Annotated in this window: 11 protein-coding genes; 3 read left to right on the top strand and 8 right to left on the bottom strand. The window is 35.7% G+C overall.

Annotation, left to right across the window (positions count from 1 at the left end; translation table 11 throughout):
- Positions 1 to 2 precede the first annotated feature (2 nt).
- On the bottom strand, positions 3 to 1,481 hold the full coding sequence (locus H592_RS21315; protein ID WP_051368874.1) for a diguanylate cyclase: 1,479 nt from the start codon (positions 1,479 to 1,481) through the stop codon (positions 3 to 5).
- A 544-nt stretch (positions 1,482 to 2,025) separates the two neighbouring features.
- On the opposite strand from H592_RS21315, the gene H592_RS21310 reads away from it, so the two are divergent.
- Complete coding sequence (locus H592_RS21310) at positions 2,026 to 3,885, top strand: cation:proton antiporter domain-containing protein (protein ID WP_051368872.1); 1,860 nt, start codon at positions 2,026 to 2,028, stop codon at positions 3,883 to 3,885.
- Between the two features lie 128 nt (positions 3,886 to 4,013).
- Here H592_RS21310 and H592_RS23820 read toward each other — a convergent pair whose 3' ends face one another.
- From H592_RS23820 to H592_RS0101530, 4 genes are all read right to left on the bottom strand, one after another.
- Positions 4,014 to 4,178, bottom strand: a complete 165-nt coding sequence (locus tag H592_RS23820) for a hypothetical protein (RefSeq protein ID WP_245600347.1) — start codon at positions 4,176 to 4,178, stop codon at positions 4,014 to 4,016.
- Positions 4,179 to 4,800: 622 nt separating this feature from the next.
- Complete coding sequence (locus H592_RS0101540; RefSeq protein WP_028867187.1) at positions 4,801 to 5,466, bottom strand: YceH family protein; 666 nt, start codon at positions 5,464 to 5,466, stop codon at positions 4,801 to 4,803.
- 367 nt (positions 5,467 to 5,833) lie between these two features.
- Complete coding sequence (locus tag H592_RS0101535) at positions 5,834 to 6,427, bottom strand: NADPH-dependent FMN reductase (protein ID WP_028867186.1); 594 nt, start codon at positions 6,425 to 6,427, stop codon at positions 5,834 to 5,836.
- 227 nt (positions 6,428 to 6,654) lie between these two features.
- Positions 6,655 to 7,545: an EamA family transporter gene (locus tag H592_RS0101530; protein WP_028867185.1), complete on the bottom strand. Its 891-nt coding sequence runs from the start codon at positions 7,543 to 7,545 to the stop codon at positions 6,655 to 6,657.
- Between the two features lie 344 nt (positions 7,546 to 7,889).
- Here H592_RS0101530 and H592_RS0101525 point away from each other — a divergent pair, with 344 nt between their 5' ends.
- On the top strand, positions 7,890 to 8,381 hold the full coding sequence (locus H592_RS0101525; protein WP_028867184.1) for a MarR family winged helix-turn-helix transcriptional regulator: 492 nt from the start codon (positions 7,890 to 7,892) through the stop codon (positions 8,379 to 8,381).
- Positions 8,382 to 8,761: 380 nt separating this feature from the next.
- Here the strand turns inward: H592_RS0101525 and H592_RS0101520 are convergent, their stop codons facing one another.
- Complete coding sequence (locus H592_RS0101520) at positions 8,762 to 9,409, bottom strand: hypothetical protein (RefSeq protein ID WP_037070685.1); 648 nt, start codon at positions 9,407 to 9,409, stop codon at positions 8,762 to 8,764.
- Positions 9,410 to 9,972: 563 nt separating this feature from the next.
- Here H592_RS0101520 and H592_RS0101515 point away from each other — a divergent pair.
- Positions 9,973 to 10,422: a c-type cytochrome gene (locus H592_RS0101515; RefSeq protein ID WP_028867182.1), complete on the top strand. Its 450-nt coding sequence runs from the start codon at positions 9,973 to 9,975 to the stop codon at positions 10,420 to 10,422.
- A gap of 234 nt (positions 10,423 to 10,656) precedes the next feature.
- Here the strand turns inward: H592_RS0101515 and H592_RS0101510 are convergent, their stop codons facing one another.
- Both H592_RS0101510 and H592_RS21305 read right to left on the bottom strand, forming a co-directional pair.
- Complete coding sequence (locus H592_RS0101510; RefSeq protein WP_028867181.1) at positions 10,657 to 11,322, bottom strand: cytochrome b/b6 domain-containing protein; 666 nt, start codon at positions 11,320 to 11,322, stop codon at positions 10,657 to 10,659.
- 427 nt (positions 11,323 to 11,749) lie between these two features.
- On the bottom strand, positions 11,750 to 12,271 hold the full coding sequence (locus H592_RS21305) for an ankyrin repeat domain-containing protein (protein ID WP_051368870.1): 522 nt from the start codon (positions 12,269 to 12,271) through the stop codon (positions 11,750 to 11,752).
- Positions 12,272 to 12,466 lie beyond the last annotated feature (195 nt).

Below are 12,466 nucleotides of genomic sequence, written 5' to 3'. Positions count from 1 at the left end.
GTTTATTGAACCTTATCAAATACTTTTATATTGGGTTCTGCAAATACAACTTGGTCCCTCCCCTTATGCTTAGCTTGATATAACGCATTATCAGCACGTTCAAAAGCGACCTCTGTATCATCAGATTCACAAAATGATGTGTAACCAATTGAGACCGTGATCGATACCTGATCATTTTTAAATTTAAAAGGAATATTTTTAATACGTTCTCGTAATTTATTTAAAACATAAGCAGATTGTTGCTCGGTAATTTCTGGTAGTAATAGCGTAAACTCTTCGCCTCCAAAACGTGCAATGTAGTCGTTTTTACGAATTGATTTTTGTAACGTTTGTGCAATAACATGAAGGACTTTATCACCCGCTAAGTGACCAAAATTATCATTAATTCGTTTAAAGTTATCAATATCAATAATCGCAATATTAAGACGTTTTTGGTAAGTTTTAAAACGTAGCATTTCTATTTCTAGTCGTTCACTCCAAGCTGCCCGATTAGAGATTTTTGTTAAAAAATCCACGTGTAATTGTTTATTTTGCTGCTTAAGCGTTTTTTGATAACTCTGTGTTTCGTTTTGCAATTTTTTAATTTGTCTCACCATACTTTGAAACTTATGCCGGAATTTTTGCTCCTTCTTTTTTTCTTGAGCGGTAATGACATGTTGAACTTCACTTACATAGTTTTTAATGTGAGCACGCAAATTTGCGAGATCTTGTATCTCTTCACTTTGTTGTTTTAATAGTTGAGCATTTGACTCAATGGAGATAAAGGTTTCTTTTTGTTGAACGAACCCAGCCTCAGTGCTACTTAATGTCTTACTAAAGTTTGAATAAAACTCACTTAAATTATCATTTAACATATACAAAAAATGGCGAGAAGCCGTTCGCTCCTCACGTGTACTTTTAATGATCAGTTTAATCACTTGTAAACAATGATATGGCAACTGGGAGTGATCATCTTCATTGCAAATCTTAATTCTAAGTTTTTCAAGATCTTTAACGTGAGACTCACCTATATCCAATTCAAGAATGACTTGTTGCAGCTCTTTGTTGATGAAGGCGACATCATTTTTATTATCACAATCAGATTGCATAGAGCGTTGACTCAATTCAATTACGGCCTTTTGATAAATTTTTATCAGATCATTTAACTCAACCTGATGCTCAATAACACTATAAGCAGCGCTATTCTGCATATCATTAAGCTTACTTTTAATCGAGTTAGACAAAGAAGCGACTTGTCGTAATTGTCTTATGGAATGGCGTGAAATGAATCGCCCTTCCGATAACTTATCTTCTAAGGCATTAGGGATTGCTGATAACTGTTTACTACATTCTTTTAAAAGTGCAGCTTCTTCTTCATCATTAGATATATTTTGGAATTTTTTCAAAAATTTTATCTGATATTTATCAAACGCTTTATCCTGTCGATAGTGACGTTTGAATAATTGTTGGAGCAGTTCCAACAGTGCTAATGATGAGGCCATCAATTTAAATCCTTTAAATTATTGATTCAATTATTGATTCAATTATTGATTGTTAATTGAATTTTAAAAAACAGTATAGCTAAATACTATATTTTTGATCATGCTTTTTACTTAAAAAACAATTTAAATGTACAAAAAATTGACCAAGCCATAACTTATGAGAATTACCTTATAATCTTGACGTATATTACACTATGTCAAATAAAAATTAATTACATCAATTACTTACTGCCGAATGATAACTAGTTACTTGTTAGTAAATTGTTTTAACTGTCTTCAATGCCTTTGAGGAAGAATAACAACATATTAAATAACAAAAAATAACCGCAGTTATTTTTAGCAAAGTAAAGTCAATTTATATAAATTTTCTCCTTATAAATTTTATGATAATGATAATATTATTTAAAAATTAATTATCGTTAAATTTAGTTTTATGAGTAGCTAATCAATAGATCAGTCCGTTATTATTCTTATGGCTACAATATATATAACAAATTACAATTTCATCCATCTAATTAACCACCCAACATAAAGAATCAATAATATGACGACTTATTTTATTCAAGCAGCGCTGTACCTTTTGGTCGCAGTAATATGCGTACTTTTAGCCAAACGGTTTGGATTAGGTTCCGTCCTTGGTTACCTGAGTGCAGGTGTGATCATTGGGCCGATCACAGGGTTAGCAGGAGAAGAAACCAATACTATCCAACATTTTGCTGAATTTGGTGTAGTCATGATGCTATTTATTGTCGGCCTTGAGCTTTCACCGAAAGCCTTGTGGAATATGAAAAATAGGTTGATTGGCTTAGGTGGATTACAAATTGGCTTAACCACGTTGATTATCACCTCATTGGGTATTGCCTTTGATTTCCCATGGCAGCCTTCGCTTGTGGTCGGACTTATTTTCTCATTGTCATCCACAGCGATTGTTATGCAAAGTTTTGCAGAAAAATCACTTAACAAAACAGATGGTGGGCAGGCAGCTTTTTCTATTTTGTTATCTCAAGATATTGCCGTCATACCGATGCTCGCCGTAATTCCACTATTAGCTATTCCCGCTTATTTTGGCATGCCAGAAACTGTTTCCTTAGTCTCAGACCATGGCAATATTTCACTGGTTGAAAATTTGTCAGGTTGGCAATATGCAGGAGCAATCGTCATTGCCATTACCTTAATTGTCGGTGCGGGACATTACATCTCTAAACCCTTGTTTACATTGATTGCTAAAACAGGACTTCGAGAACTTTACACCGCTACCGCATTGCTCTTAGTTATCTCTATTTCTGCATTAATGAGTGTAGTGGGTTTATCGCCTGCTCTGGGCACCTTTTTAGCCGGTGTAGTATTAGCAAATAGTGAGTTCCGTCATGAATTAGAAAGCAATATCCAACCTTTTAAAGGGTTATTATTGGGCTTATTTTTTATCACTGTGGGTGCAGGTATCAGCTTCGCGGTGATTAGCGATCACTTCTTCTTAATCAGTGGTTTAACGATTGCCGTGATTGCGGTTAAAGCAGCGGTATTATTAAGCTTAGCGATTATCTTTAAGATTAAAAAGTCAGATGGTTGGTTATTAACATTAAGCCTAGCGCAAGCGGGTGAATTCGGATTTGTGGTATTGAGTTTTTCCTCGCAGAGTCAGGCATTACCACCAGAGTGGGTGTCAATACTGTCACCGGTGATCACGCTTTCTATGTTTTTAACTCCGTTACTGTTTATCTTCTATGACAAAGTGATCACAAAAAAATATATCGTCGTTCAAGCCAATAAAGAAGCCGATAATATTGATAAAAAAGGCCAAGTAGTTATCGCTGGGATTGGTCGATTCGGGCAAGTGATCAACCGTTTGTTAATGGCAAATGGCTTCGAAACAACAGTCATTGACCGCTCAACAGATATGATTGACCGTGTTAGAAAAATTGATATTCATGCTTATTACGGTGATGCAACAGATTCCAGCCTGCTTTATACCGCAGGCCTTGAAGAAGCATCACTTCTGGTAATTGCCATTGATGGGCAAGAGAGCATACTGCACTTGGTAAAGCATGTGAAACAGTTTCATCCACACCTACCTATAGTTGCGCGCGCTTATGACCGTGGCCATGGCTATCTACTTGAAGAGGCTGGCGCAGATCATGTGTTTATTGAATCTTACTTTACGGCGTTAGAAATGAGTAAAACCTCGTTACAAGTCTTAGGGTTTGATGAGAAAAAAGCTGAAAAAGAAAAATCGCTTTATTATCAAACAGAGCTTGAACATCATGACGACCTTTATAAAGCCTGGGGTGATGCGAATAAAGAGAGTTATCTGTTCAACAACTTTATCGAACTATTTGTGTCATTAGAGCATGAGATGAGAGCTGCAATGACATCTCAGGTTAACAACGACAAAGAAGAGTCGTAACATTACCCAAATTCCGTTCATTTTTATTGTTATTTACTATCAATGAAAATGAACGGCCTTTTGTTAAAGAAAGAACATTGCTCAGAAAAGGAAAATAGAAGCACTTTAATAACACTGAAATAAGCTGATTACTTTTTATCAAAAGCATTAACACCTGCGATAAAACCAAGCGCCCCACCTAGATAATAGCCAAGCATATAAATACCATTAATGCGACTTTGTAAACTTGGATCAATACTAAATACACTTACCTGAACTGCAACTTGGGCACTGAAAATGGCAAGGTCGGTCAAGATAATCCCGAAAATTAATACGAACCAATTACCTGCACAAAAAAACGTGTGTGTAAGTTATATAGTACAAGCTGCCATTTTATCACTTTAGAAAATATTGGCACACATATTCCAGTACAGATTCAATAATAAGTGAAACAACAACAGCGCCACGGTAAAAGCATTTGTAGGAATTGTTTTAAAAGCGAGAGTTAAAATTTCTGAATTGCCAGTACCCGCACCTGAATATGCATGTTATCAAGTGACTAAGCGCAACCCTAAAGTGAGTAAATTAAAAGCCATTGAAAAATTTACTACCGCCTTAGGCAATTATATGCAAAAAGATATTTTTATTAACAGTGTCCAATAGTTTAAGGCTATGATTTAAGCCGCGTAACGCAGGTTAAGTGATATAGGTTCCCCATTTAGTCACAGTGTTCGAGCTTCATAAAATCAACAATCAGGAACTTAAATATTATATAATTTAGTATTAAAAAGATACGAAACCAGACTATTTTTGCAGCTGTCTTTCTAAAATTGATTTTAATAGCGCACACTAGCAAACATAGCCATTAGGCAGAAGATACCAACGCCATTAAGATAGAGTTGGTATTAGTTCAGCATATAAATCAGACAGTCAGTTTTAATCATCTAATAAAACGGATAGTTGAGCAAATTGTGCTTTTAATTGTTCAAGCTCTTGCTCTAATTGTGTCACTCTTGCTTCGAGTTTATCCTGTGAGATCGGTTGTGGTGCATGCTCAGATACAGACGTTCGTTCACCCAGCGTTACATGAGACTCAATATCAGCAAAAAGATGGATATATCTAGACTCTCTTTTACCCGCTTCTCTCGATAATTTTTGCACTTTAGGTTGTTCATTCAAGTTTTGTAATTGTTCAAGCGCCGCTTCTACTTCAGTAACATTATCAAACTCAGCTAAACGCTGAGTTCGAGTTCTTAACTCTCCCGGAGTTTGTGGCCCTCGTAGAAATAACACACATAGAATCGCCTTTTGTTGTTCTGTTAATTGTAAATTACCAAAAGTAGTATTACAGAAGCGATGCTTGTATTTATTGACTCGCCCATGTGCTCCTGTATCTACCATTAATTGATTTAGTGCTATTAACTCATCAACCACATTTTGTACTTCTGATTCAGTCAATGACATCACAGGATCTCGGTTACTCTTTTGATTACAACCATTGGTTAATGCATTTAACGATAAAGGATATTGTTCAGGGGTAGTGATCTCTTTTTCAAGCATCACGCCAATAATACGAATTTGCAAAGCAGTTAATGTCATCATCTACTCAGATTCCTTAAGAGTAAAAATTTAAGATATGAAAGTGTTGCAGCTAATAGAGTGGGTGATAGCCTGACAACGATTTTATGTTTGAGCATTACTTGAATAATGTCCCCAAGCTATTAAAATTAAAAGTATTATTATAAAAAAATATTCACTTATGCAGGATCAATAACATTTCTACATCTCTTATGATTATAATTTATCACTGCTTCAGGCTATATTTTAAAAGGTTGCGCTAATGCAGAGTAGTTAATCAGTTAGTAGTGACTTGGCAATTCAAAATACTTCAAAAAATTAACTCATCTACTAACTAATACAACTTTTTTAAGGGTCAGGATATTATCTAACCCAAGTCCGAACCTAAAAATCACATACCGTACACAAAAGGTTTTCCTTTTTCTAACATGGCCAAATGAATGGGTTTAAGCGCCTGAGCGTAAGTGGCTAATAGCTCCATTGTATATTGCGTTCGTTGTTGCATATGTTCGTTATTACAGCTTAGGCGGTGATCTAACGTTGTTTCAATATCACGAAAAATAAGGTGATCAGGCAGCAAGCAAACGTGATTGTTTTTACTGGCAGTCATTCTTAGTTCACTGATTGGGTACACACCATTAACACTAGCAGAAACACTGACTGCTAAAGCAGGTTTATGAGACAACTCCTTTGCAGTGGTCAATAATAAGAAGTTTTTTAATGCCGGCGTCGCCATACCATGCCATTCTGGCGTGATAAAAATAAATGCATCAGAGGTGTTAAGTTGTGCAGCAACCTCACGCCATGGATCCCATTCTTCACTACCACTCCATACTCCTTCATTCCATAGCGGCAAATTCAAGGCGTGTAAGTCAATAATATCAATACCTGCAAAATGTTCCATGGCGACTTTATTCAAGTAATGTGCAACCTTTAAAGTTTGTGAATTTGCACGCTGACTACCGGCTATTATTGTTAATTTCATATCTGTTCCTTTCTCAATGGTGTTTTTGCTGTGTGTTTAAATAATGAGTTAAATTAATGGTTAAATTGCTAGTTAAATAGTTAGTTTAAAAAAGTGTAATACATGTTTTGACTGACGTTTCAATTCGGCTTTATCCTGAATGATTAACTTCAACATTGTTGTTCTAAGCATTGTTGACCCGTGGATTATGCTCCCAAAGATCAAAAAAGCTGGTTAGTTAAAGGAGCTTAATGTCGAGGTGAAGACTGTTTAGATAAGGCTACGGTTTTAGGAGTCGCTAATATAATGGCGATAAAAATCCCCGCTGCCCCCAAGCACTGTAATGAGGTCAATGATTGCCCTAAGAAAATGTAACCAAGTACCACCGCCGAGACACTACTTAAAAAACCTAAAAAAGAGATCGTGATCGTAGGGAGTTTATCGATGCCATTAAACCAAAGTGAGTAAGCAAGCATTGCCCCAACAACACATAAATAAAGATAACCAATAATATTGTCAGTGCTAAATTGTTCAGGGAAACCTTCAAACCACCAAGCAACAGGCAGTAACATTCCACCTCCTAAAAGCAGTTGCCATCCAGTAAAATTTAACAAGGTCATATTACGAGGGCGTCCCCAGCGTTTGGTCATCACAATCCCTGTTGCCATGCTAATTGTGCCTAGTAAGCCCATGATTAAACCACGACTACTGAGTTCGGCCTGATTATTGATTAATAACAAAGCAATACTGCCAATAGCAACAAAGCTTGCTAGTACCTGTTGCACATTCAACTTATTGCTCAGTAGCAAATAGCTGAGAGCAATCACTAAAATGGGCTGGATGGACATGACTAAAGCGGCCATACCACCTGGCAAATGGGTTGCTGCAAAGAATAAACAATAAAAGAAAAAGCCAATATTAAGGAACGCTAATACCACTAAACGCCACCACCAAATACCAATAGGAAGAATACGAGTGATCATCACTAACACCAACCCCGCCGGTAATGCACGTAAAGTTGATGCGAGTAACGGTGAATTAGCAGGCAGTAATTCACTGGTCACAATATAAGTACTTCCCCAAACGATCGGTGCTATCGCCGTAATGGCGAGAGTTATTAAAAGTTGTATTTTGTTCATAGCGCCCTCTTTTTATTTATGTTTCGTGAGTTAATCTCTGTTTGTTGGTATTGGTTGCTTATTACTTTTACTTGTTAATGGTCACAATCTATTACTTGCTGACTGACTACTTGTCATTAGCGCTTTATCATTTGCTATCGATTGCTAACAGCAACACTTTGCAGTCATTGCGAGTGCTTATTTTATTTGGGCATAACGCCACCTAGACCTTAAAAAAGATGCTTTTAAAAAAGATACTTTCAAAAAAGCCATATAAGTAAAGTAATAGCTTTTTAGTTTTTAATCAAGTATCTTTTTGAAAAGTTGTATTTTAAATGTTAACTACTTTATGAAATGAATTTTTTATGGGGACAAAAATGAAAGATCAAGTTGATGGAATTTTGCAGCAGTGGAAACAGATTAAACCCGAACTAGACTGTAGTTCAATGGGCGTGGTAGGACGTTTACGCCGAGTCGATAATCAGTGGAAACAGCAGCTAGATACCGTATTTAAAAAGCAGGAGATGAGCAGTATTGAATTCGATATATTGGCGACATTACGCCGAAGTCAGATACCACTTACGCCAACAGAACTTTACAAAACACTAATGTTATCTTCCGGAGCAATGAGCACTCGTATTGAGATGTTAGTAAAACGGGGGCTTATAGAGAGAGTGTATAGTGAACAAGATCGTCGAAGTTGTAAGGTTATGCTAACAGATCAAGGTATAACAATTATTGATCTGGCTTTACACGCACACCTGGAAAATATGGATAATTTACTGAAGCCACTGAACAACGATGAAAAAAATCAACTAGCAGCGCTATTGAAAAAATTATTGCTTGCTCAGCAGTGATGCGACTATATGGCTGATACAATTTATGCTTAGTCAGAAACGATAATTAATTGCCAATAGTTCCTATAATTAATTGAATATAAAGATAAAAACTGAACTGATTTTAACTTTATTTAACTTAACTTAGCGTTTCATGCTAATTCCACTCTATTTATAAGATTAATTAATGCGTTGAGTTTTGTAACTCCTATCAGCAATGCCTTATGACAGCTTTATTCAATTTGAATAAAGCTGTCATAAGGCATTCAAAATAAGCACTGATTATTGTCACTTTAGCCGCATCAATAACATTTAGTCACTGCGCTAGGGCTATTCCAATGTTATTTAAGGACTCAGGATTTTAGGGTTGATAAAGCAAAAAATCAAGATGTTGCTTGTGTCTACTTTGATTCTTTTGATTCAGCGATGGCAAAACCATTTAATAGATCATCAATTTCAGCTCTGTATTTTTCAACTAAACTAGCGCCAGTAAATGTTACATACTGCGTTGAGCCAGAAGCATCTGAGTAATAATATCCTAAATACTGAAACTCAATGCCTTTCATGGTGCCGACCATTTCCATATAAATCATTTTCTTGCCGTTGACCATACGATATTCTTTCTTGATCACCTTAGCATTTGGAGCTACATTCTTAGCGTTATCAAGTGCTATTTCAGTTAATTCTTTATTATTAATCTGAATACGTTCAGTGATCACCCTTGCATACAAATCACCTGCTTTAAGCGTTAAAGCATATTCTATAGCAGAGTCATCAGTTGTGCTTTTTTCAAATACCCACTGCTTAGTGTTAAAAGCAAAAGTGGCATTATTTTTTTTACTTTTTAACACAAAATTGGCGCTAGCTGGCGTTTTGAATACACCTGGGTTATTACTAATTTCAAATTCTTCTATCGGCTTATCCTCTGCATAGAACCAAGTTCCATCACTATTCAATACCACCACGTCCCCTTCATCAGTTATCCCTTGTAGCGCAGCAGAAACATTAAAAGAAAAAAAGCATAACAGTAATGGTATAAATAATTTCATAATAAACCTTAAATGTGAGGGACCGCATCGCAGCCAAATTGTGTACTCAAACTCGTCAATAAAGTAACTTGTTCAAAGCGATTAGCGTAACGATAACAAGCTTTGGTTTTTAATCAATCTATCGATACAAAAATTAAAATATTCGTGAACTAAATAGAGAGAAATCATCTTTTACTAATACGCTTAATACACATTTCCCATCCACTATTTGTTAACTTAATTGTGGTAACACTGACGCTATTGATCTTTATAGAATCGTTTTTGATTAAAATAATTTACTGATTAGAAGATGATTTAACTTAGAAACATGTAAAATTAGTGGTGTTGTATCGATTTAATTATCCTGCATTCAAGTTATTAATAAAAACATATAAAATAAATTATTTATTTTATATGTACTTCACAATCGCAACAAAAATTATCAAATAATCATATTTAAATTATGTAGAATAATTTGCATACTTAATGATACTCAGTAATGATAAAGTTGAATACATTGCTTTTTTGTATATGAATATCAGTGTTTAGGAAGCCCCACCCACCAACATAAGTGAAGGAAGACTATGAAAAAAATACTAATTGCCGTTGCAGCTACTGCAATGATCATTCCTGCTGTATTTGCGAATAATTTCGAGAAAACAGACGATTCGATTGAATACCGACAAGCTGCTTTTTCCTTAATTTCATACAACTTTGGAGATATGGGCGCAATGCTAAAAGGCCAGAAACCTTTTGATGAAGCTACATTTAGTATGCGTGCTGATAATGTAGCTGCCCTATCTAAATTACCCCATGAAGGTTTTATTGAAGGTTCAGACAAAGGAGACACTCGTGCACTGGCAAAAATATGGCAGGATAAAGCAGACTTTGATAGCAAAATGAAGACATTTATAGATAATGCGGCAGCCTTAGCTGTTGCGGCTAAAACAACGGATCAAAGCACCATTAAGAAAGCATTTGTCAATACAGGTAAAAGTTGTAAAGCCTGTCATGATGGTTTTAGAGAAGATTAATCAAGATATAGCTAATCGTTTAAGCCGTTACATTAAACTCGTCAATTAACCACATTCTAGTAAGCACTTAGTATAAAGCCCGTTATTGATGTCATAACGGGCTTAATTTTATTTAATAAAAACTCACTACGATAAAAACTAACGGAGATTTATTATAACAAGGTCATAACAAGCGAACTTCAGCGTTCATATAAACATTAAGCAATATTTAGCACTATAAACACCTTTGAAAAGTTATAAAAAGCTCACTACAGGCGCTAATAAGTAAAACCATACCAACGAAAATATTATGGCAATGATAATCAACGCTAACAATGGCGAACATAATTTAGGCGCCACAATACTAGCTTGCATATTTTTATAGCCACTAAACATAGCCTTGATTAAATTCTCTCCTTTTAATAAATGCACAGCAACGGCAAGAATATGAACGGCGGACATCGCAATGATAAGATTAAAGTTATTCTTATGCAGCCAAGTCAACCAACTAGCGGTATCAGAAGAGACCAAATACATCAGAGGCCCTTCAGTAAAAACATCATCGGTTGCAAATAACCCAGTCCCTAACTGCAGAATGATTAAAGTCAGCAATAGCACCACCATATAACCACCCAACGGATTGTGTCCAATGGAGTTAGGTTTAGGTTGCTGCAATGTATATTGAACCACCCGCTTGGGCGAAACCAAAAACTGTTTAAATAAAGACGTTTCACTACCAAGAAATCCCCACACCAATCTAAATACAACGAGGACCATCAATAGATAAGCGCAAACTTGATGCCATTGCATTTCTCCATTTTCAGCCGTCCACCACAGACTCACTAATAGTAAAACCATTGCCCAATGAAAGAACCGAGTTGGGAAATCCCATACTTTTATTTTATTTGATTGTGAATTCATCTATCGCCCTCTTATGGTGATCAAACTACGAATAAATTTTATTTATAAATTATAAGCATATCGATTAAAAATAAAACTACTCTATCTCACCTAATACTAATTTCATTAAGTATTTGAGCAATGATTGGCAGAGAAAAATACATCAATACAAGGTAGAAATTGAGTCAAAAGCTAGTTCCCTTAGCAAAATCCCTACGCACAAGTGATCTGTTTTGACCGACAAGAATGATCAAGTATTTCGCAGAATTAAGGGTATAACACAGTCTTTTATACTAAGGGATTATTAGCGAAGTGAGTAACGGTATTCTAGCCATCTCATCATAAACATCGAGCGTAAAAGATAACAACTGCAGTCTATTTATGAGGCCTATTGATGTCGCTATTATGTATTTTTTTAACTATATGTCTGTGTATGTTTTTAGCTAAGTTACTGTGTAGGTTGTTGAGATACACTCTTAAGTTTACTGATCATGTGCATCAAACCAAGTTTGATAAATCGCCAAATATTAGTCAGCCTCGATGAAGCTTTTTGGGAGGGATGATGCTGGTCTAAGAAGGTTAAAACATGATCACGTCCAAACATTGCAGCCCAATCCCGGACCTTCATTTTAGTTTTATTTTCAAGCGACATGTCGGCACTAAAATCCAGCAATAACATGATGATATTAAGATCACCTTTATAAGCCGCGGCCATCAATACTGTATTCCCCATAGGATCGGTAGAATTTACATCTGCCCCCGAACGTAAAAGCGCTTCGCAAAAATCTTTTTCAGCGTTATAAACGGCTAACATCAATGCTGAATAACCACGTTCATTGGTGGCATTAATATCCAGTCCATTGTCTTTCATTAAAAGGTCTGCAAAACCTCTTAAGTCGCCTATTCGAGCAAAATCAAAAAGGGTCGGCTCGATTCGATAAGTTTGCTTATACGCTTTCCAGGTTTTCATTTTTTCCTTTATTTTTAATGCCAGTACATTCAATCTCGCGATATTCACTTAACAGTAAATATTGTCATTTAGTAATTAGTAATTAGTAATTAGTAATAACGTACCATTAAAAATCTACTCATCTCAACACTTAAAAGCAATGCAGATCTAGGGTAGTGCCAGTAACTAGCAATAATAACGAGTAACCAATAACCC

Origin of the sequence: Psychromonas arctica DSM 14288, from assembly GCF_000482725.1 — a bacterium.
Taxonomy (GTDB): domain Bacteria; phylum Pseudomonadota; class Gammaproteobacteria; order Enterobacterales; family Psychromonadaceae; genus Psychromonas; species Psychromonas arctica.
The sequence above is the reverse complement of the archived record's forward strand: the minus strand, read 5'-3'. Positions and strand labels throughout refer to the sequence as shown.

Coding starts and splice junctions, on each gene's coding strand:
- H592_RS21315 (WP_051368874.1), bottom strand. CDS start 1,481: ATGGCCTCATCATTAGCACTGTTGGAACTGCTCCAACAATTATTCAAA.
- H592_RS21310 (WP_051368872.1), top strand. CDS start 2,026: ATGACGACTTATTTTATTCAAGCAGCGCTGTACCTTTTGGTCGCAGTA.
- H592_RS0101540 (WP_028867187.1), bottom strand. CDS start 5,466: ATGATGACATTAACTGCTTTGCAAATTCGTATTATTGGCGTGATGCTT.
- H592_RS0101535 (WP_028867186.1), bottom strand. CDS start 6,427: ATGAAATTAACAATAATAGCCGGTAGTCAGCGTGCAAATTCACAAACT.
- H592_RS0101530 (WP_028867185.1), bottom strand. CDS start 7,545: ATGAACAAAATACAACTTTTAATAACTCTCGCCATTACGGCGATAGCA.
- H592_RS0101525 (WP_028867184.1), top strand. CDS start 7,890: ATGGGGACAAAAATGAAAGATCAAGTTGATGGAATTTTGCAGCAGTGG.
- H592_RS0101520 (WP_037070685.1), bottom strand. CDS start 9,409: ATGAAATTATTTATACCATTACTGTTATGCTTTTTTTCTTTTAATGTT.
- H592_RS0101515 (WP_028867182.1), top strand. CDS start 9,973: ATGAAAAAAATACTAATTGCCGTTGCAGCTACTGCAATGATCATTCCT.
- H592_RS0101510 (WP_028867181.1), bottom strand. CDS start 11,322: ATGAATTCACAATCAAATAAAATAAAAGTATGGGATTTCCCAACTCGG.
- H592_RS21305 (WP_051368870.1), bottom strand. CDS start 12,271: ATGAAAACCTGGAAAGCGTATAAGCAAACTTATCGAATCGAGCCGACC.